Origin of the sequence: Streptomyces sp. NBC_00252 (genome assembly GCF_036187565.1) — a bacterium.
Lineage (GTDB): Bacteria > Actinomycetota > Actinomycetes > Streptomycetales > Streptomycetaceae > Streptomyces.
Genome location: NZ_CP108087.1, coordinates 4792872 through 4814540, shown reverse-complemented (window position 1 = coordinate 4814540; position 21669 = coordinate 4792872). Strand labels below are relative to the sequence as shown.

Below are 21669 nucleotides of genomic sequence, written 5' to 3'. Positions count from 1 at the left end.
GCCGGTCATGGAATCGTCACTGAAGGCCATCCATCAGCAATCCGTTCCACTGGTGCGGGACATCGCGCGGATATGGGCAGAGTTTCTCGACGGTCGCGAGGTCGAGGCGGAGGACAGCTTCTTCGAGATCGGCGGGAATTCCCTGATCGGTATCCGCATCCTCGACCGTCTGTCGGAGACGTACGGCGTCCAGCTGTCCGTGCGCGACTTCTATCTGGCGCAGACCCCGGCTCGGATCGCCGAGCTGATCGAGCTGGGCAGGGCCCGGACGTGAGGCTGAAACCGGGCACCGGCCGGGACATCGACCTCGACGACGTCGATCTGCTCGACCTGGACCTCTTCACATCGGGCGATCCGCACCAGGTCTGGGACGTGATGCGGGCCAAGGCGCCCCTGCATCACCAAGTGCTGCCGGACGGCCGGGAGTTCTGGTCGGTGACCCGCTACGACGACGTCTGCCGCGTGCTCGGCGACCACCGGGAGTTCACCTCGGAGCGCGGCACGGTGATCACCCATCTCGGGGAGGACGACGTCGCGGCCGGTGTGCTGCTGACGTCCACCGACCCGCCCCGGCACAGCGAGGTCCGCAGGCCGATCGCTCCCAAGCTCACCGCGCGGGCGGTGAAGTCCTGGGAGGACAGCATTCGGCGGGCGGTCGTCCGGTTCCTCGAACCGGCCCTGGACGGTTCCCCGTTCGATCTGGGCGAGCAGGTGCAGCGCCTGCCGGCGATCGTCACGGGTCCGCTCCTGGGGATCCCGGACAAGGACTGGGACGACCTCGTACAGCTGACGTCGATGGTGATGGCCCCTTCGGACCCGCACTTCAAGCTCGGCAGCGAAGCGGCGACCCTGGCCATCGCCCACCACGAACTCGTCGACTACGTGACCCAGTGGGTCAAGCGGCGGCGGTCGGACGGAGGCGAGGGCGGGAGTCTGCTCGACCACCTGATGAGCGTCCGCGCGGGGGACGCGCCGCTGACCGACGAGGAGATCGCCCTCGACGGCTACAGCATCCTGCTGGGCGCCAACATCACGACTCCGTACACCATTTCGGGCACGGTCCAGGCGCTCGTCGAGCACCCCGAGCAGTACGAGAAGGCCGCGGCCGACCTGTCCCTGGTGCCCAACCTCGTCGAGGAGGGGCTGCGTTGGACATCGTCCGCCTGCAACTTCATGCGGTACGCGGTGCGTGACGTCGAGATCGGCGGCGGCACGGTCCCCGCCGGTGGAGCGGTCGTCGCGTGGATCGGGTCGGCCAACCGGGACGAGTCCCAGTTCCCCGACCCGCACACCTTCGACATCACGCGCGCCAACGCGAAGCGGCAGATCGCCTTCGGCTTCGGACCGCACTTCTGCATCGGGGCGCCACTGGCCCGGATGACCCTGCGCGTCTTCTTCGAGGAACTGCTCGTGCGGTTCAGCGCGATCGAACTCGACGGCGAGCTCCAGCACTTGCGGTCGATCTTCATCGCGGGGATGACGCATTACCCCATCACCGTCCAGAAAAGGCTGTGAGGCAGTCGCCGCTTTTCTGCCTCAGCAGCTGCCGGTTTCCGTCAATTACGGGCTCTAGCCTGGTTTTCCGAGCTTCGTTTGGCAGGTCGCCGTCCTTGAATTCATTCACCCACATCCCGACCGGAGTAATGATGAAAGAAACCTCATGGGAAGCAGCGGAGAGCGCCGCATGGCTGGCCGTGCGCAATGAGCAGGGGCGGCACAGCATCTGGCCCGCCGGTCTCTCCGTGCCCCCCGGATGGAGCGAGGCCGGGTACCGCGGCGACAAGCCCGGCTGCCTGGAGTGGATATCGGAGAACTGGGCGGACCCGCGCCCGGCCGGTGTGGGCCGGGTGGCGACGTGAGCACGCGAGAAGGCGGCCGGCAGTGGCTGGTCCGCGATACCGATCCCGATGCGCGCGCTCGAGTGTTCTGTCTTCCGGTGGCCGGCATCGGTGCTTCCGCCTATCGCGGTTGGCCCACGCGGACAGGTGACATCGAGATCTGCCCCATCCAACTCCCGGGCCGCGAGAACCGGTTCAGAACCCCCGCCCACACGTCCATGGACGCGTTCGTCAAGGACGCGGCCGACGCACTCCAGCCGTACCTGGACAAGCCCTTCGGCTTCTTCGGCCACTGCTTCGGGGCGCGTCTGAGCTACGGCCTCTCGGTCGAGCTCGCCGCCCGCGGCGGTCCGCTGCCGCAGCGGATCTTCGCCTCCTCCTGCCTGGCTCCGCACCGCGGCGGCTACTTCGGCGGCGGGCGCTCCGGTCCCTTCACTCCGGAGACCACGGACGAGGAGTACATGGAGGAGCTGCGCCACGGCTGCGAGCTGCGCGGTGAGCCCACGCCCCCGGACGAACTGCTCGGCCTCTCCATCCAGGTGCTGCGCGCCGACATCGCGCTGACCTGCGGCTACCGGCCCCCGGCTCCCGGCAGCACCCCCTTGAACGTAACCACCATCTCCTGGACCGGGGACACGCACATGCGCCCCGAGGAGATGGACGAGTGGTCGGCCTACGGGGACGTGCACCAAGTCCTGCTGACCGGCGACGACTTCACCCACCGATCGGCACCGGCGGACCTGCTTCAGGTCATCGCGGACGGTCTACCCGAACGAACAGGAGTGCTCACACCGTGAACACGGACCGCACGGCCCTCGGCCTGCCCCTCACCCTCACCGAACTCTTCGCCCGGTCGGCCGCCGCGCACGGCGACTCCCCGGCGGTGTCGGACGACTCCGGCCGCCGGCTCACCTACGCCGAACTCGACCGCGCGTCGGCCGAACTGGCCCAGCGCCTCGTCGACGAGGGCGTACGCCGCGAGGACCGGGTGGGCATCCACCGCGAGCGCGATGTCGACCTCGTCATCAGCATCCTCGGCGTACTGCGAGCCGGCGCGGCCTACGTGGCCGTGGACCTGCGTTACCCGAAGGCCCGGCGCGAACTCATGCTCCGCGCCGCCGACGGCCGCGTCACCCTGGTCGGCCCCGGCGAGCGGGAACAGCTCGGTGACCATGTGCGCACCCTGGTCTGGGAGTACGACGCCGAGCGCGCCCGGGCCGGCGCGCCGAAGGCCGGCCTTCCCGAGGCCGCCCCGCAGGACGCGGCGTGCGTGCTGTTCACCTCCGGCTCCACCGGCATCCCCAAGGGTGTCGTGGTCGAGCACCACAACCTCGTCCACTTCGCGGTGAATCCGCTGCTGCCGGAGCTCAGCCCCGCCGACCGCGTGGCCCAGATCGCGAACATCTCCTTCGACACCTTCCACTGGGAGCTGTGGAGTTCGTTCTGGGCCGGCGCCGAGATCGTCATGATGCCCTCGGTGCCCGACCTGGTGAAGGGCGACCCCGGCCGTGAGCTGCGCCGCCGCCGGATCACCGCGCTGCTCTCGCCGACCATGGCGTTCAACCACATCGCGGCCGAGGACTCCGACGTGTTCTCCTCGCTCCGCGTGCTGCAGACCGGTGGCGACGTGGTCCGTCCCGCCGCCTGCCGGGATGTGCTGGCGAGCAAGTTCGCGGGCCAACTGGTCAATCTGTACGGGCCTACCGAGGGCACCACCGCGGCCACCGCGTACACCATCACCGACGTGGCGCCGGACGCGACGAGCGTGCCCATCGGCGCGGGCCTCGCCGGTGTGCAACTCCACGTCCTCGACGCGGAGTTGAGGCCGGTCCCGCAGGGCACACCGGGCGAGCTCCACATCGGCGGAGCCGGCGTGACCCGCGGCTATCTGCACGATCCCGCACGGACGGCGGAGCGGTTCCTCCCCGACCCGTTCGGCACCCCCGGATCCGTGATGTACGCGACCGGCGACCTCGTCAGCAAGCGCCCCGACGGCGTACTGGACTACCTCGGCCGCAACGACGACCAGGTGAAGATCCGCGGCTACCGGGTCGAGCCGCGCGAGGTGGAGCGTGCGCTGCTGGCGTGCTCCGGTGTTCTCGACGCCGCCGTGCTGCCGCAGGGCGAGGGCCAGGACAAGCGGCTCGTCGCGTTCGTCGTCTCCCAGGGCCGGACCACCATGCCCGAGGTGCGCGCCTACGCCGAGTCGACCATCCCGGACTACCAGGTGCCCTCCGAGTTCGTCCAGGTGCCGGAGATCCAGTCGACCCCGCACGGCAAGCGGGACACGGCGGCGCTGCTGGAGCTCCTGGGCGACCGGGACCGGCGCCGCAGCGACTACGTGGCACCGCGCACGGACAGCGAGCACTACCTCACCAAGGTCTGGGAGGAACTGCTCGGCACCGAGCGGATCAGCGTCAACGACGACTTCTTCGAGCTCGGCGGCAACTCGATGCTGGCCTTCCGCATGAGCCGCCGGATCAGCCGGGACCAGGCGGCGGGCATCGGCCTGGAAGACGTGCTCGGCAACACCGTGCTGGCCGACATGGCGCTCGCCCTCGACGCGTCGCAGAGCAAGGAGCAGGTCGCATGACCCAGATGCTGGAGTCGGCCGTGGACATCGACCTCAACGACACCGAGGCCTTCGTCACCGGCGACCCCCACGAGCTGTGGGCGCGGCTGCGCAAGGAGGCCCCGGTCCACTGGAACCCCACACCCGAGGGCGGGTTCTGGGCCCTGACCAAGTTCGACGACGTGCTGATGGCCTTCCGGGACACCGAGACGTTCAGCTCGGAGCACGGCACCGTCATCGGCGGCTCGTTCCGCAACGAGGTCGACACCGCCTCCGGGCGCATGCTCGTCACCTCCGACGCGCAGCGCCACCGTCAACTGCGCCGCCGGATGCACCGGGTGTTCTCCGCCAGGATGATCGAGCGGGTGTCGGAGACGGTCCGCGAGCGGGTCGCCGTGGTGCTGGACAGGATGTGGGCCGACGGCGGCGGCGACTTCGCCACCGACGTGGCCCGCGAGCTGCCGGCCGGCGGTCTGATGGCCCAGCTGAACATCGGGCACGCCGACGCGCTGCACCTGCTGCGCCTCACCCAGACCATGATCGGGTACCGGGACGAGGACCACACCCTCGGCATCGCGCACGAGGGGCTGCGGCTCGCGACCGCCCAGGCGGACATCTTCGACTTCTTCCTGGACCTGATCGCCGAGCGCCGGGCCGAACCGGGCGACGACGCGGTGAGCACCCTGCTGCAGCCCGAGCCGGGTGAGCGTGAACTCGACGAGGACACGCTCCTGTTCAACCTGATGAACCTGGCCATCGGCGGCAACGAGACCACCCAGCACAGCGCCAGTGGCGGTCTGCTCGCGCTGATGGACGACCCGGCGCAGTGGGAGGGCCTGCGGGCGGACCCGAAGCTGGTCGGCACCGGACTCGAGGAGTTCGTCCGCTGGACGTCCACCGCCTCCTACGTGCAGCGGCAGGTCACCAGGCCCGTCGTGGTGCGCGGTGTGGAGCTGGCGGAGGGCGACTCGGTCACGCTGTGGACGGCGTCCGCCAACCGCGACGAGGACCAGTTCCCCGACCCGAACGGGTTCGACCTCGGCCGTACCCCGAACCGTCATGTCGGCTTCGCCAGCGGACCGCATCACTGCATCGGTGCCGCGATGGGCCGTACCGCGCTCGCCGCCCTGCTCCAGGGGCTGCGGGAGCGGCCCGGCCGGCTGGTCCCGGCCGGCCCGACCGTGCGGCTGCGGTCGAACTTCATGCTCGAGTACAAGAGCGTTCCCGTCGAGGTGACCGCGCCATGACCGCCTGGACCCTGCACCCCGTGCCGGCCGATGGCGACTACCTGGTCTTCGGCGTGCCGTACGCGGGCACCGGAGCGGCCTCGTTCAAGGCGTGGCCGCGGGAGCTCGGCGCGGGCCGGTTCTGCGCGGTGCAGCCGCCGGGCCGTGAGAACCGGTTCGGCGAGGACCACGTCGGCAGCCACCAGGAGTTCGCCGAGGGCCTGGTGGCGGAGATCGCCGACCAGCTGGACCGGCCGTACGCACTGATCGGTCACTGCGGTGCGGTGCCGTTCCTGCTGCAGACCGCCGCGCACCTGGAGAAGCAGGGCCTGCCGGCTCCCCGGCGGCTGTTCGCCTCCGGGTGGGGCGCCCCGCACAAGGGGCTCTACGGGAAGCTCAACTTCGTCGACCTCGACGAGGTCGACATGACCGCCGAGATCGAGGAGCGGTGCACGGCGCTGGGCCACCGACTGCCGCCGGAGTTCCTGGAGATCGCCGCGGAGACCCTGCTCGCCGATGTGCGGCTGCAGCGCGGCTACCGGGCCGAGGCACTGCCCAGCCGGAACGTCCCCGTCTCGGTGATCGGCTGGACCGAGGACGCGGTCGTCCCCGAGGCCGACGTATGGCCCGGATGGGACGAGTGCGCCTCCGCCACCTACCACGTCCTCGCGGGCGATCACTGGGAGTTCCTCCGCTTCCCCCGGGAACTGCGCGACCTCGTCGAGCGCGACATGTCCGCCGCGACCACCCAGTAGCCGGCTCCTGCGGCTGCTGCCTGCCCGACATCACGCATACGAACGCGGCCGTTCCGCATCCAGGCTGCGCAGACCGCAAAGGATCTGACATGCCCCTCAACCTGTTGAGACATCGAACCCCCGAGGTCGTCGACCGGACGCGCGTCACACTGACCGACCAGGAACGCACCGAGGTGCACGCCCTGGCGGCGGAACTGCGCCGGCATCCGGCCGGCGGGCAGGTCGACGATCCCCGCTGGCTGGCGCAGGCACGGCTGCACAGCTGCCGGCTGCCGGTCCGGCTGCTGGAAGCCCTGCGTGACTACCGCTCCGAACCCGGCCCCGACGGAACCCTGTTGATCAGGAACCTCCCCGTCGACGCGGAGACCCTGCCCGACACCCCGTCGGAGCCGGACTCGGTGGAGCGCGGAGACACGGTGCCCGCCACGACGGCGATGCTGATCGGCCAGCAGCTCGGCGACGTGTTCGCCTTCCGCGACGAGAAGCGCGGCGCGCTGGTGCACAACGTCGTGCCGGTCCCGGCACTGGCCGCCTCGCAGAGCAACGGCGGTTCCGTCGAGCTCGAACTGCACAACGAGAACGCCTTCCACCCGCACCGGCCCGACCTCATCGGCCTGCTGTGCCTGCGCAGCGACCACGAGGGAACGGCTGGCACCCTCTTCTCCTCCATCAGGAAGGCGCGGGTGCTGCTCGACGACGCCGACCTGGCGATCCTGCGCAGCCCGCGCTTCGTCACCGAGGCACCCCCGTCGTTCCGCGCGGGCGACACGACCACCGCGCACCGCGTCCTGAACGGCTCGCTCGACGACCCCGACATCCAGGTCGACTTCAACGCGACCAGGGCGGTCGACGACGAGGCCGGCACAGCGCTGCGCCGGCTCGGCGACGCCCTGGCCGAGGTGGCGTCGGAACTGGTGCTGCGGCCGGGCGACATGGCGTTCCTCGACAACCGCCTCGTGGTGCACGGCCGAACCGAGTTCACCCCCCGCTACGACGGCAACGACCGCTGGCTGCACCGGGTCTACGTCCAGCTGGACGGACGGGCCGGCCTGTCGCACCGGATCGGCCCGGGGCCCGTTCTGGCCTAGGGCAGCTCCGACCCTGGCCCCCATGAGACCTCCGAAAGGACACAGCACATGAACGCAGCTCAGACGGCTGCCATCCCGTCGGCCGAACCGGTGCGACCCAGCCTGGTGCGACAGATCCTCCTGGACATCTGGTCCACCACGCTCAAGCACGACGTGACAGTCCACGACAACTTCTTCAAGGCCGGCGGCGATTCACTGACGGCCCTCGTCACCATCGAGCAGATCAACCAGCGCCTCGGCTGGCGGCTCAACATGGGCGACCTGATGCGGTTCCAGACCATCGCCGCCCTCAGCGAGGAGAAGGCGCAGCCGCAGGCCGCGAACAACGAGACCGCGCTGATCCGGATGAGCAACCAGGGTTCGCGCACCCCGATCGTCTTCGTCCACGGCGGGCACGGCATGGTCGACGGCTACGGCCGGCTCGTCCGTGAACTGGCCGCAGACCGAGCCTGCTACGGGCTGCAGTCCCCCTTGCTGGTCGAGGGCGCCGGGAGCGTGCCGGACGACATCCCGGGGCTCGCCGCGCTCTACGCGGACGTGCTCCAGGACGAGTTGGGCGAGGACGAGTTCCATCTCTTCGGCGCCTGCGGCGGCGGCGCGCTCTGCCTGGAACTCAACCGCATCGCCGCCGACCGCGGACTCACCGTCGGCCGGACGATCGTGGTCGACGGCTACATCGAACCGGACCCAGACCCCGCGATGTCCGAGGACGAGCTGATCGTGGACTTCTACGAAGGCCTCCTGCGCATGGCGGGCGCGACGGGACAGTACCCGGCGATGACCCCGCAGGACGCCGACCTCGAACTGGCGCTGCGGAACTCGGCCGCCGCCATGTTCGGCACCGGCCTGGGCTTCGACGAGCGCGCCGAGGCGTTCTGCCGCCGCCTCTACACCGCCTACGTCAGCACCGCGCGGGCGCTGGAGTCGTACCGTCCCGAACCCGCCGACGTCGACCTGCTCCTGCTCCTCGCGAAGGACAACTACACGCTCGACGGCTGGAGTTCGGTCGTCAAGGGAGAGCTGACCGCGGAAGTGCTCGACTCCGACTTCTACGGCCAGCGGCTCTGCATCGAAGAGGCCCCGTACCTCGTGGGCCGCACCGTCGACTACCTGGGCGAGAGCTGATCAGCATGGACAGCACAGCCACCAACCCGTTCGAGGACACCACCGGCGTGTACCTCGTGCTGCGCAACACCGCGGGCCAGTACTCCCTGTGGCCGGACTCCGTCGAGGTGCCCCCCGGCTGGCACCCCGTCTTCGGGCCCGGACCGAGGGCGGCCTGCGCCGGGCACATCGAGCAGAACTGGACGGACCTGGCCCCCGTGCGCCGGGGCGCCGAGGCGGGAGAGCTGGCGACATGACCACGCAACTGGAGCGCTTCGTCCCGCACGCCCGGGGCGCGGAACCGACGGCCGGTCTCGTCGCCCGGTTCGAGGAACAGGCGGCCCGTGCCCCGCACGCACCGGCACTGATCGCCGGCGACACCGTCGTGACGTACGGCGAACTCGACGACCTGGCCGACCGGGTGGCGGACCGGCTGACCGACCGGGGTGTGCGGGCGGAGGACGTCGTAGGGGTCCTCCTGCCCAGCTCCCCCGACCTGGTCGCCGCGCTTCTCGGCACCCTCAAGGCCGGGGCGACGTATCTGCCGCTGGACCCCGGCTACCCGCCGGACCGGCTCGCGTACATGGTGGCCGACGCCGCACCCCGGGCACTGATCACCACCCGGGAGGCGGCGGCCGGACTCGACCTCCCGACCGGCGCGGACCCGGGCGCGGTGCTGTACCTGGACCAGCGGGAGGACCGGCAGGACGCGGTCCCGGCCGGCCGGACCCGTAGCGGCTACGACCCGGACCGCGCCGCCTACACCATCTACACCTCGGGCTCCACGGGCCGCCCCAAGGGCGTCGTCGTCACGCACCGTTCGCTGACGAACTTCCTGGACTGCCTGACGGACCGCTTCCAGGTGCACTCCGGTGACGTGGCGTTCTCCACCACCTCGATCTCCTTCGACATCGCCGGGCTGGAGCTCTACCTGCCGCTCGTCAACGGCGCCGTGGTGCACCTCGTGCCGCGCGACACCGCCGTGGACGGAGTCGCGCTGCGCCGCCGCCTGGCCGAGGCCCGGCCCACGCTGGTGCAGGGCACTCCCGCGCTGTGGCAGCTGCTGCGCGAGGCCGGCTGGAACCCGGCCGAACTCCCGGGCACCGCCCGCCTGTTGTGCGGAGGCGAGGCGCTGCCGCAGGACCTCGCCGACTTCCTCGCCGCGGGCACAGCCGAGGTGTGGAACCTCTACGGCCCCACCGAGACCACCATCTGGTCGCTGCTGGCCCCGGTGGTCGAGGGGGAGCCCGTCACCATCGGACGCCCGCTGTGGAACACCGGAGTCCACGTCCTGGACGAACGCCTGACGCCGGTGGCGCAGGGCGGGACGGGCGAGCTGTACCTTTCCGGGGACGGGCTGGCCCGCGGCTACCGCGGACGCGGCGCGCTCACCGCGGAACGCTTCGTGGCCTGCCCGTTCGGCGCCCCCGGCAGCCGTATGTACCGCACCGGAGACCTGGTGCGACAACGCGCCGACGGCACGCTGGACTTCGTCGGCCGCGTCGACGAGCAGGTGAAGATCCGCGGCTACCGCGTCGAACTCGGCGAGATCGAAGCGGCGCTGCGCCGGCTCCCGCAGGTCGCCCAGGCCCGCGTCGTCATGCGCGAGGACATCCCGGGCGCGGCCCGACTGACCGGGTACGTCGTGCCGGCCGCCGGCCACACGCCCGCACCGGACGAACTGCGCCACGCCCTCGGCGCCTGGCTCCCGCCGTACATGGTGCCCGCCGGCATCGGGGTCCTCGACCGGTTCCCCCTGACCCCGGCCGGCAAGGTCGACCGCAAGGCCCTGCCACCGGTCGACCTCGCCGCCACCGGTACGGGCCGAGCCCCCGCCACCCCGCAGGAGCGGGCGCTGTCCGGGCTGTTCGCCGAGGTGCTCGGCCTCGACGACGTCGGTGCCGACGACAACTTCTTCGACCGGGGCGGCAACTCGCTCCTCGCCACCCGCCTCGTCTCCCGCATCCGGGCCGGACTCGGCGTCGAGCTGCCGATCCGGGCCGTCTTCGACGAGCCCACCCCGGCGGCCCTCGCGCTGCGGCTCACCGACGCCGAGCAGGCCAGGCCCGCCCTGCGCACGATGGACCGCGCCGCCTCGCTGCCGCTGTCGTACGCCCAGCAACGCCTGTACTTCCTCCACCGGATGGAAGGCCCCAGCTCCACCTACAACCTGCCCCTCGCGGTGCGGCTGACCGGCGACCTCGACCTGGCGGCCCTGCGCGCGGCCGTCGCCCACCTCCTGCGGCGGCACGAGAGCCTGCGCACCCGGTTCGTCGACGGGCCCCTCGGAGCCGAGCAGCTGGTGGTGGACGCCTCGGACGACGCCGTGACGGCCGCCGCCGACATCCGCGTGCACGAGATCACCGACCAGGAACTTCCGGCCGCCGTCGACAGCGCGGCCGGACACCTCTTCGACCTCACCACCGACATCCCCGTACGCGTCGACCTGTTCCGCACCGGCGCCCACGAGCACGTGCTGCTGCTGTGCATCCACCACATCGCCAGCGACGGCTGGTCGCTCGCCCCGCTCGTGCGCGACCTGTGCGACGCGTACACCGCCCACCAGACGGCAACCGCTCCTACGACGCCGCCGCTGGAGGTCCAGTACGCCGACTACACGCTGTGGCAGCGCGAGCTCCTCGGATCGGCCGACGACACGGACAGCCTGATGGCGCGGCAGCTCGGCTACTGGCGCGAGCAACTCGCGGGCGCACCCGAGCTGTTGGAGCTGCCCGTCGACCGTCCGCGCCCGGTCTCGGCGACCTACCGGGGCGACGTGGTCCCCTTCGAGGTGCCGGCCGCGCTCGCGGACCGGCTGACGAAACTGGCCAAGGACGAGGGCGTCAGCCTGTTCATGGTGCTCCAGGCGGCCCTGGCCACCCTGCTGACCAAGCTCGGCGCCGGCACCGACGTGCCCCTGGGGGGCGTCCTGGCCGGGCGCGCCGACCGTGCCGTCGACGACAACGTCGGCTTCTTCGTCAACACGCTGGTGCTGCGCACCGACACCTCGGGGGACCCCGCCTTCACCGACCTGCTGGCCCGGGTCAGGACCTCCAACCTGGCCGCGTACGAGAACCAGGACCTGCCGTTCGAGTACCTCGTCGAGGTGCTGAACCCGACCCGCGGCACCAGCCACCACCCGCTGTTCCAGGTGATGCTGGTGCTCCAGAACAACGTGGCCCCGCAGTGGCGGCTGGGCGGCCTCGCGGCCACGCACGAGGTGGTGCCGACCCGGACCTCGAAGTTCGACCTGACCTTCGAGCTGACCGAGCGGTTCACCGCGGACGGACAGCAGGACGGGCTCAGCGGCGAGATCGAGTACGCGACCGACCTGTTCGACCGCTCCACGGCCGAGACCCTGACCGAACGGCTGCTGCGGGTGCTGCGGTCGGTGGCCGACGACCCGGCGCGCCCGCTGGCGTCCATCGACGTCCTCGGCGCGGCCGAGCGGCGCACGATCCTGCACGAGTGGAACGACACCGGCCTCGAACTGTCCGGCGCGGCCTATCCGCAGCTGCTGGCCGAGCAGGTGGCCCGTACCCCCGACGCCGTCGCCCTCGTCCACGAGGACACCGAGCTGACCTTCGCCGAACTGGACCGCAGGTCGAACCGGATCGCCCACTGGCTGATCTCCCGCGGCGTCGGCCGCGACGACGTGGTCGGCCTCGCGATGCGGCGCGGCCCCGACCTGCTGTGCGCACTGCTCGGCATCCTCAAGTCGGGCGGCGTGTACCTGCCGCTCGACCCGGACTACCCACCGGACCGGCTGGGTTTCATGATCGAGGACAGCGCTCCCGTCATGATCCTGACCTCGAGCGACGTCGTCGCGAAACTGACCGACGAGGCGCAGCGGTTGCCACGCCTGGAGTTCGACGACGCGGACACGGCGGGCGAGTTGGCGCGCTGCCGCGAGGACGCGCCGACGGACGCGGACCGCCGCTCACCGCTGCGCCTGGACGACCTGGCCTACGTCATCTACACCTCCGGCTCCACCGGGCGCCCCAAGGGCGTCGCCGTCACCCACCGCGGAATCCCCAACCTCGCCCACAGCTACCTGGAGCGGTTCCGGCTCCGACAGGGCTCGCGGTTCCTGCAGTTCTCCTCGATCAACTTCGACCCGACGTTCTGCGAGCTGTGCTGCACCCTGCTCGCCGGCGCGACCGTCGTGCTCACCTCGCCCGACGAACTGCTCTCCGCCGACCGGCAGCGCGAAGTGACCAGCCGCTACCGGCCGACGCACATCACCTTCTCGCCCACCATCCTCAGCGGCATGGCCCAGGACGCGCTCGCGGACTGCGGCAACGTGATGGTCGCCGGTGAGGCCTGCCTGCCCGCACTGGCCGCCGCCTGGGCGCCGGGCCGCCGGATGATCAACGCGTACGGGCCGACCGAGGCCACCGTCGACACCCTGTACTGGGAGTGCGGCAGCGGCCCGGACGGCTTCGAGGACGCGTCGGTGCCGGTGGGCCGCCCGCTGAGCAACACCGAGGTGTACATCCTCGACGCCGCGCTCCGCCCGGTGCCGCCGGGTGTCACCGGCGAGCTGTACATCAGCGGCGACGGTCTGGCGCGCGGCTATCTCGGCAGGCCGGCCCTGACCGCCGAACGGTTCGTGGCCTGCCCGTTCGGCGCCCCCGGCAGCCGGATGTACCGCACCGGGGACCTGGCCCGCTGGCGCGCCGGCGGTGCCGACGGTGTCGTGGACTTCGTCGGCCGCACCGACGACCAGGTCAAGATCCGCGGGATGCGCATCGAACTCGGCGAGATCGACGCGGTGTTGAAGGACCACCAGGACGTGGCGCAGTCCGTCGTCGTCGTCCGCGAGGACACCCCGGGCCACCAGCAGCTCGTCGGCTACGTCGTCCCCCGGGCGCACGGCGCGGCCCACGACATCGAGCACGTCGACAAGTGGCACCAGATCCACGAGCAGGGCTACAGCGAGCAGCGCGACCTCGGCACCGAGCAGGACTTCACCGGCTGGAACTCCAGCTACGACAACGAGCCGCTGCCACTGGACCACATGACGGAGTGGCAGGCGGCCACGGTCCGGCGCGTCCTGGACCTGGAGCCGGCCAGAGTGCTGGAGGTCGGCGTCGGTTCCGGCCTGATCCTGCGGCCGGTCGCACCGCACTGCACCACCTACACCGGTGTGGACTTCTCCGACGCCCTGATCCGGACCCTCGGCAGGGCGATCGAGGGCAGCGACCTGCACGACCGGGTCGAGCTCCACACCATGGCCGCCCACGAGGTCGGCGCGCTGGCGCCCGCCCGCTTCGACACCGTGGTGATCAACTCGGTGGCGCAGTACTTCCCCAGCGTCGACTACCTGATCGACGTCGTGCGCCAGACCATGAAGATGCTCGCTCCCGGCGGGCGGATCCTGCTGGGCGACATCCGCAATCTGCGGCTGCTGCGGGCCTTCGTCACCGCCATCGTCCTGCACGACGGCGCGGAGGCCGACGAGTCCCTGGCCACGGTGCGGGACATCGTCACCCACCAGCAGGAGCTGGAGAGCGAGTTGCTCCTCGATCCGGCCTTCTTCACCCGGATCGGCGATCTCGTCCCGGACGTCGTCGGCGTCGACGTACAGCTCAAACGGGGCTCCTTCCACAACGAGTTGACGGACTTCCGCTACGACGTGGTCCTGCACAAACGGGGAGCGGACCTCGTGTCGCTCGCCGACGTGCCCGCCCGGGAATGGAGCAGCGCCGAGGACATCGCCACCCACCTGAACACGGCCCGGCCGCCCGCCCTGCGCGTCACCGGTGTTCCCAACGGCCGGGTGACGGCTCAGGTGGCGACCGCGCAACGCGTGGCCTCCGGGGCCGACACGCTCGTACGCGACCTGCCCGCAGCCACCGGCCTACCGCCCGGGACCGACCCCGAGACCCTGTGCGAGCTCGGCGCCGGACTCGGCTACACCGTGCACCCGACCTGGACCGACACCGAGGAAGGCGACCGGTTCGACGTGGTGTTCCTCGCCGAAGGGCGGGCCGCCGGACAGGGGCTGACCGATGTGTTCCTGGCCTCGGACGACGACGAACGTCCGCTGTGGCAGCTGGCCAACGACCCGCAGGCCTCCGACCGCGGCCGTCTCCTCGCCACCGAACTGCGCCGCCACGCGGCACGCCGGCTGCCGGACCACATGGTGCCCGCCGCCGTCGTCGTCCTGGACGCGCTGCCGCTGACGCCCAACGGCAAGCTGGACACACGGCAGTTGCCCGCACCCGAGTTCGGCTCCCGGGCGGGGCGGCCGCCGGCCACCCCGCAGGAAGCCGCGCTGGCGGCACTCTTCGCCGACGTGCTCGGCCTGGCCTCGGTCGGCGCCGACGACCGCTTCTTCGACCTCGGCGGCGACAGCATCCGGTCCATCCAACTCGTCGGCAGGGCACGCGCCGAGGGGTTCCGGATCACCCCGCGCGATGTCTTCCACGACCAGACGGTCGAGGCCCTGGTGGCGCGGGCCGCCCAGAACGCCGAGGCACACCCGGCGGACGACGACGCGGTCGTGGACGTCGACGCCTGGGAGAAGATCCTGCGCACCCCGGACCCGGCCTACCCGGTGTCCGACGCCTCACCCGCCACCGACCGGGGGCGCATCACCCGGCGCGTCACCGGCAGGGACGCCGAACGGCTCCTGACCGGTCTGCCGCGCCTCTACCGCTGCGGACCCGAACACATCGCGGTGGCCGCACTCGCCCCCGTGCTCGTCGAGTGGCGCCGCACGCACCTGCCCGAGGCCGGAGCCTGGCTGCGACTCGACCTGGCCACCGCGAGCCTGCCGACCGCACACCCGGTACGCCTCAACCCGGGCGTCCCCGACCTGGACAAGGCGCTGGCCGAGCCGCGGGAGCTGGCCCGGGTGCTGAAGCGGGTCAAGGAGCAGGTGCGCGCCGTACCGGAAGGCGGCCGGGACTACTCCGCGCTGCTCGCCGACCCCGCGACCGCACCACGACTGTCCGCGTACGGCGCCTCCCAGGTGCGCTTGCGTCTGCTGCCCGCCGGTCCAGCCCCTGCCGACGGCGACGTGCGCTTCGGGGACGACGGCACCGAACACACGCTCAGCATCGACGTCAGGCAGGCCGATGACGGCACGGCCCTGGACACCGTCTGGTCCTGGGACGCCACACGGTTCCCCGAAGCCGCCGTGGCGGCGCTCGCCGACCGGTGGGCGACCTTCCTGGTCGCGCTGGCAGAACTCGCGGAGCATCCGGAACTCGGTGGGCTGACCCCCTCGGACGTCGCCCTGGTCAAGGCCAAGCAGTCGACCATCAACCAGTTGGAGACCGACTACCCGGGCCTCTGCGACATCCTGCCGCTCACCCCGCTCCAGCAGGGCTTCCTGCTGTACAGCGCCGCCGACCACCACGGCCCCGACCCCTACCAGAGCCAGACCCTGTTCGAGCTGGACGGGCCGCTGGACCCGGAGCGGCTGCGACAGGCGGCACACGCACTCCTGATGCGGCACGACAACCTGCGCGCCGGCTTCACCCACCGAGGCCTCCAGGCTCCGGTGCAGGTGGTGCAGGACCGGGTCGAGGTGCCGTGGACCGTGCACGACCTGTCCCGGCTCGCACCCGCGGAGCAGGAGCGCCGGGAGGCGGAGATCCTCGCCGCGGACCGGGCCCGACGCTTCGACCTGTCGGCGCCCGTACTGATGCGCTTCACCCTCCTGCGGCTGGGCGCGGAACGGCACCGGCTGCTCGTCGGCGACCACCACATTCTGCTCGACGGCTGGTCCAACTCACTCGTGTGGCAAGAGCTGTTCGCCCTCTACCGCGGCGAACGGCTGCCGGCGGCACCGCCGTTCCGCGACTACCTGGCATGGCTCGCGTCCTGCGACCGCGACGCCGCCGCGTCGGCATGGCGAGTCCATCTGGCGGACCTCGACGGCCCGACCAGGGTCCACGCGGCCAGGCCGGCCCCGGACGTCCCGCTGCGCACCCTGAACGCCAACCTGTCACCGGAGCTGACCAGTTCACTCCAACACCGGTGCGCACAGGCCGGGGTGACGCTCAACACGGCCCTCCAGACAGCGTGGGGCATCGCGCTCGGCCGGCTCACCGGCCGCGACGACGTGGTGTTCGGCAACACCGTCTCCGAACGTCCGGCCGACCTCGACGGCGTCGAGTCCATGGTCGGACTCCTCCTCAACACCGTGCCGCTGCGCGTCCGCATCCAGCCCGGCGAGCCCGTCGCCGACACCATGGCCCGGGTGCAGGAATCGCAGCTGGACATATTCCCGCACCGCTCCCTCGAACTCACCGAAATCCAGCGGCTGCTCGGGGCGGGCGAACTGTTCGACACCTGCTACGTGTTCCAGAGCTACCCCGCGGATTCCGCCGAGGAAAGCGAGATCGGCGGACTGCGGGTGCGTGAAAGGGAACTCGGCGCCAAGGGACTTCCGCATTATCCGCTCGGCATCACGGTGACTCCGCGCCGACAGCTCGGCTTCACCGTCGGATACCACCCTCAGGTGTTCGACGACGACCAGATCCACGAGATCAAGGAGTCCATCATCAGTACTCTCGAAACGATCACGGCAGGGGAAGACCGATGAAGAACTTCCTGACAATGGTCCGCGGACTCCCGTTCGCCATGAAAGTCCTGCTGGCCTCCACCGCCGCGCGCAGCCTGAGCTTCTTCGCGATCCTGGCCTACATGCCCATCTACCTTTACGACACGGTGGGCATGAGCGGTGCCACCGTCGGCTATGTGATCGGCGGCAGCGTACTGGTCGGCACAATGGCGAGCGTCTACGGCGGCTATCTCGCGGACCGGGTCACCAAAATCAACCTGGTCATCCTGCTGGATCTCGCGATCATCCTGCTCTACCTCAGTCTGACGGTGATGCACGACCCGTTCACCGTTACCGCCGTCCTGTTGCTGACGAATATCGCCTCCTCTTCCATGGGCGTCGCCGGCAGTGCCCTGCTCTCCGATCTGGTGCCACCCGAGAACCGCACCAAGGTGTTCTCCCTGCGCTATTCGCTGCAGAACATCGGGGCGGCGGTGGGTCCCTTCCTGGGCGTTGCCGCAGTCGCGGTCGGATCGGGCGGGCCGTTCATTCTCAGCGTCACCGTGATCGGTGCCTCCCTGCTGCCGCTGGTGATGTTCCGCTCCCGGTTCGTGTCCACCGGAAAGGGTGCGCCGGCACCGGCTGCGGCGGAGGAGCAGAGCGCGGAAGAGCAGGCCGAGGAAGAGACCCCCACATTCCGTCAGGTGCTCAAGGTGATGGGCGCGGACCGGCGGCTGACCTACTTCACCATCGGTGGAATTCTCAGCATCGTCGTGTACGGGCCGCTGCTGACCTTCATGTCGCAGTACCTCGTCCTGGTGGAGGACCGTGACACCGCCTACCGGCTGGTCGCCTACATCTCCGCCGCCAACGCCGTCGCGGTCATCGGCGCCCAGTACGCCCTCGGCAGCCGCCTGAAGCCGGACAACCTGCTGAAGTGGCTGACCGTCGGGATCGGCGCCTTCGTCATCGGGCTGTTCGCGATGTCGCTCTCCACGAACGCGGCCATCATCGTCATCGCCGTGGTGGTCTTCAGTCTCGGCGAGGTCATCGTGGTGCCCGCGGAGTTCACGTTCATCGACTCCATCGCACCGGAAAAACTGCGCGGCAGCTATTTCGGCGCCCAGAACCTCATCCATGTCGGCATCGCCCTGGGACCGATCCTCTGCGGTTTCCTCCTCGAGCACTTCGCGCCGGCCGCCATGTTCTACGTCCTGATCGCGGTCGTGGTCGTCAGCCTCTGGTTCTACGTCATCGGGTGCCGGGCCACGGCGACCGTCAGCGAACCGGCGCAGGCGAAGGCACAGGCGAAGGTAAAGGTCAAGGCGGTGAGTGAGACATGAGCTTCGAGGAGATAACGCAGAAGTCGTACTGCCCTTTCGCCAAGCAGTCGAAGATGGGGCCCGGGATCACCATCCGGACCACGGACGTCGAGAGCGAACTGGCAGGGCACCGCGCCATCATCTCGGACTTCTTCCGCACGGCCGCCGAACGCTCACGCGACGGCATGATCATCACCTTCGAGGACACGTCGGTCGGTATCACACTGGACGCGCTGGTGGATCTCACCCGGCGTTTCTACACCGTGCTCACGGAGCTGTTCTCAAGCGTCTACGTCCCTGATGATCCGCAGCCGGACGAACGCTGGTACGCGATGATCGAAGGCGAACTCTTCTTCCTGGTCTCCTTCGCTCCCTGCTATCCGGAGACATCACCGCGATACACCTACGGCGACCGTCGGACCTATTTCCTCCTGCAACCCGCCAGCACTTTCGAGCGGCACGCGAAGGCCATCGACCGGCAGCGGACAGGAATCGGCCGCGCTTTCCACGCGGTCGGCAAACCGTACGACGTGCGACTGGCCAATGTGGAGAACGACATGTTCAAGGCCGTCATGCCGATCGGTGCTCTTGGCCGGCACATCCCCTGGTGGATCCCTGCGGGCGACACGGCGAAACAAAAGGCTGACAGCAACCATTCGACATCAGAAGCGAGGCGTTAATGAGTCAGTACCGCGGCATTCTGAGCTACGAACTCTCCGCCGAGGAGATATCTTCCCTCCAGCAGTTGCTCTCCGACCCGAGCGTGGCACAGCACGACCCCGGTGAGCAGGCGTTCTACGACAACGCCTGGGAGCTGGTGTCGCACGTGCCGGTCGGCCTCCGTCGGTTCCTGGAGGAATTCCGGCGCAATGACGCGGCCGCCGGCTTCCTGCTGAGCGGCTTCGGCGTCGACGACGCAGCCGTCGGCCCGACGCCCCGCAACTGGGCCGAGGGCGCGGCCGCCGGACGCACACGCCGAGAGGAGCTCTTCCTCGCCTTGATGGGCCAGTGCCTCGGCGAGGTGTTCAGCTGGCCCACACTCCAGTCCGGACGACTGATCCAGAACGTGCTGCCCATCGCCGGCGAAGAAGGCGAGCAGAGCGGACACGGCAGTGACGTGCTCCTGGAATGGCACACCGAGGACGCGTTCCATCCCTACCGCTGCGACTACCTGGCCCTCTTCGGCATCCGCAACCACGACCGGGTACCGACGACACTGGCCTCGATCCAGGAAGTGAAGCTGTCGGCGGACACCCGCCAGGTGCTGTCCGAACCGCGCTTCTACATCCTCCCCGACGACGAGCACCTGCGTCAGCTCGCCGTCCAGCGGCCCAACGACCCCGGCCTGCTGCGGATGCGCGCGATGAGGGACAACCCCGAACCCGTCGCCGTGCTCTTCGGCGCCGGGGACTCTCCGTACCTGCGCATCGACCCGTACTTCATGCGCTGCGTCGACGGCGACGCCGTGGCGGAGACGGCGCTCAAGGAGCTGGTGATCGAGCTGGAACGTGTGCAGCAGGACGTCGTGGTGGAGGCGGGCACCCTGCTGGTCGTCGACAACTACCTTGCCGTGCACGGTCGTCGAGCGTTCACGGCACGCTACGACGGAGCCGACCGCTGGCTGCAGAAGGCGGTCGTCGCACGTGATCTCCGTAAGTCGCGGTCCGCGCGGGACTCCGCCGCGGGACGCCTCCTGGTCTGACCGCCGTCGGCCGGTCCTCGCGCAGGCGTGCGAGGACCGGCCCGCTGCGCGGGAAAGGCGACTCTTCTGGAACCTGGAACACACCGGTACGCTCCGAGTGAGAAGAGGTAATTGAACTCAATAAGCTCTAAGGGGGACAGGGTGTTTGACGTGCTGGGTATCGAAGGGGAAACGGCGACGATTTATCGCACGGTGCTGAGCAATCCGAACAAGGGATTCGAAGAGATCAGGGAGATGACCGGTCTTTCCGAAACCGTTCTCCGTGCCCACTTGGACCGATTGAGCGAACTCTCGCTGGTCCGGCTTCCGCCGGGTGATTCAAGGACGTTTCGCGCGGTCGGGCCGGAAGTCGGGATGAAATTGCTCCTGGCGCGTCAGGAGGCCCGGCTCGCCGCCGAGAAGAAGCGCACCGAGGACGTACGGCTCGCCGTCGAAAGCATGGTGGCGGAGTTCGCGCAGCGCTCCGGGGGAGCGGCGAGCGCGATCGAGCAGGCGACCGGCATCGACGAGATCCGCGACCGGATCAGCCTGCTCTGCCACGAGGTGCGCACCGAGGTCATGGCGTTCGCCCCCTCCGGGGCCCAGACCGTCGAGAACATGGAGGCGGCCCGGCCCCAGGACCTGGAGCTGCTGGAACGCGGCGTACGGATGCGCACCCTCTACCTCGACAGTCTGCGCAACAGCCAGCCGACCGTGGCCTACGCGACCTGGCTGACGAGCCGAGGGGGTCAGGTGCGCACGGTCCCCACCCTCCCGGTGCGACTGCTGATCGTCGACCGGGAGACGGCCGTCATTCCGACGGACGCGGAATCGAGCGCGGACGGTGCCCTTTTCCTCAAGGGAAAGGGAGTTCTCGCGGCCCTTTGTGAACTATTCGATTCGGTGTGGCAGCGAGCCGTCCCGCTCGGTGATGTGCGCGACGAAACCGACGTGCACCGGCCGAGTGCGGTGGAGGTGGAATATCTACGGCTGCTCTCCGACGGTCACACCGACGAGGTGATCGCCAGGCGCCTCGGAGTTTCTCCCCGCACCGCTCGCCGAATGGCCGCCGAGGTCATGGAGAAACTGGGTGCACGGAGCCGGTTCCAGGCCGGAGTGAAAGCGGCCCAGCGCGGCTGGCTGACCGCCGTCGGAGTCTGACAGGACAAGGAAGTCGCATCGCACCTGGGAAATGCTCCAGAACTGCTGGAGACCGGGCTCAGTACGAGTCGTCGTCGGAGTCCATGAGGTCGTGATCGTAGAGATCATCGTCTCCGGGCAGCGGCGGCAGCACCATGGCACTGGGCAGCGGCCCCTGGTCCTGCTGGCGTGCGTAGCGGTGCGTACGGACCCGCAGATGCATCTTCCGCTCCTGCGCCTTCAGCCGACGCCGCTCCCGCCGACCGGCTTCGTCGTCGTCCAGTTCCTGGGTGAGCCGGCGATTCTCCCAGTACTCACGCTCCTGGTCGGCCACCTCCTCCCCGGGAGAAGGGACACCCTCACGGTCACCGTCGTCGTCCAAGGGGGCTGTCATGCAGGCGAGATTACTGCAGTTCGGAGTCCCT

The 21669-nt window shown here is 69.9% G+C and carries 16 protein-coding genes; 15 read left to right on the top strand and 1 reads right to left on the bottom strand.

Annotation, left to right across the window (positions count from 1 at the left end; translation table 11 throughout):
* Positions 1-7: 7 nt before the first annotated feature.
* The 15 genes from OHT77_RS20890 to OHT77_RS20820 all read left to right on the top strand — a co-directional run bounded on the left by OHT77_RS20890 (position 8) and on the right by OHT77_RS20820 (position 21265).
* On the top strand, positions 8-274 hold the full coding sequence (locus OHT77_RS20890) for a phosphopantetheine-binding protein (protein ID WP_328830065.1): 267 nt from the start codon (positions 8-10) through the stop codon (positions 272-274).
* Positions 271-1515, top strand: a complete 1245-nt coding sequence (locus tag OHT77_RS20885; protein WP_328830064.1) for a cytochrome P450 — start codon at positions 271-273, stop codon at positions 1513-1515. The genes OHT77_RS20890 and OHT77_RS20885 overlap by 4 nt, the downstream gene beginning before the upstream one ends.
* A 131-nt stretch (positions 1516-1646) precedes the next feature.
* On the top strand, positions 1647-1859 hold the full coding sequence (locus tag OHT77_RS20880) for an MbtH family NRPS accessory protein (protein WP_328830063.1): 213 nt from the start codon (positions 1647-1649) through the stop codon (positions 1857-1859).
* Positions 1799-2635 (top strand): thioesterase II family protein, encoded by an 837-nt coding sequence (locus OHT77_RS20875; protein ID WP_328830062.1) that lies wholly within the window; start codon positions 1799-1801, stop codon positions 2633-2635. Before OHT77_RS20880 ends, OHT77_RS20875 begins: the two co-directional genes overlap by 61 nt.
* Entirely contained in the window at positions 2632-4431 is a 1800-nt protein-coding gene (locus tag OHT77_RS20870) for a non-ribosomal peptide synthetase (protein ID WP_328830061.1), read from the top strand. Before OHT77_RS20875 ends, OHT77_RS20870 begins: the two co-directional genes overlap by 4 nt.
* Entirely contained in the window at positions 4428-5657 is a 1230-nt protein-coding gene (locus OHT77_RS20865) for a cytochrome P450 (protein WP_328830060.1), read from the top strand. Before OHT77_RS20870 ends, OHT77_RS20865 begins: the two co-directional genes overlap by 4 nt.
* Positions 5654-6391 (top strand): thioesterase II family protein, encoded by a 738-nt coding sequence (locus OHT77_RS20860; protein WP_328830059.1) that lies wholly within the window; start codon positions 5654-5656, stop codon positions 6389-6391. The genes OHT77_RS20865 and OHT77_RS20860 overlap by 4 nt, the downstream gene beginning before the upstream one ends.
* Positions 6392-6480: 89 nt before the next feature.
* The gene (locus tag OHT77_RS20855; protein ID WP_328830058.1) at positions 6481-7479 is read left to right on the top strand and encodes a TauD/TfdA family dioxygenase; all 999 of its coding nucleotides are present in this window, start codon (positions 6481-6483) and stop codon (positions 7477-7479) included.
* A gap of 48 nt (positions 7480-7527) precedes the next feature.
* Positions 7528-8604: a thioesterase domain-containing protein gene (locus tag OHT77_RS20850; RefSeq protein ID WP_328830057.1), complete on the top strand. Its 1077-nt coding sequence runs from the start codon at positions 7528-7530 to the stop codon at positions 8602-8604.
* Between the two features lie 5 nt (positions 8605-8609).
* Positions 8610-8840: an MbtH family protein gene (locus OHT77_RS20845; protein ID WP_328830056.1), complete on the top strand. Its 231-nt coding sequence runs from the start codon at positions 8610-8612 to the stop codon at positions 8838-8840.
* Entirely contained in the window at positions 8837-17143 is an 8307-nt protein-coding gene (locus OHT77_RS20840) for a non-ribosomal peptide synthetase (RefSeq protein WP_328830055.1), read from the top strand. Before OHT77_RS20845 ends, OHT77_RS20840 begins: the two co-directional genes overlap by 4 nt.
* A complete protein-coding gene (locus OHT77_RS20835; RefSeq protein WP_328830054.1) occupies positions 17140-18444 on the top strand; it encodes an MFS transporter in 1305 nt (434 codons plus the stop codon). Before OHT77_RS20840 ends, OHT77_RS20835 begins: the two co-directional genes overlap by 4 nt.
* Positions 18441-19103 (top strand): hypothetical protein, encoded by a 663-nt coding sequence (locus tag OHT77_RS20830; protein WP_328830053.1) that lies wholly within the window; start codon positions 18441-18443, stop codon positions 19101-19103. The genes OHT77_RS20835 and OHT77_RS20830 overlap by 4 nt, the downstream gene beginning before the upstream one ends.
* Positions 19103-20125 (top strand): guanitoxin biosynthesis L-enduracididine beta-hydroxylase GntD, encoded by a 1023-nt coding sequence (gene gntD, locus OHT77_RS20825; RefSeq protein WP_328830052.1) that lies wholly within the window; start codon positions 19103-19105, stop codon positions 20123-20125. The genes OHT77_RS20830 and gntD overlap by 1 nt, the downstream gene beginning before the upstream one ends.
* A gap of 354 nt (positions 20126-20479) precedes the next feature.
* On the top strand, positions 20480-21265 hold the full coding sequence (locus OHT77_RS20820; RefSeq protein ID WP_328830051.1) for a helix-turn-helix transcriptional regulator: 786 nt from the start codon (positions 20480-20482) through the stop codon (positions 21263-21265).
* A gap of 58 nt (positions 21266-21323) precedes the next feature.
* On the opposite strand, the gene OHT77_RS20815 is transcribed toward OHT77_RS20820, so the two are convergent.
* Positions 21324-21638, bottom strand: a complete 315-nt coding sequence (locus OHT77_RS20815) for a hypothetical protein (RefSeq protein ID WP_328830050.1) — start codon at positions 21636-21638, stop codon at positions 21324-21326.
* Positions 21639-21669: the final 31 nt, after the last annotated feature.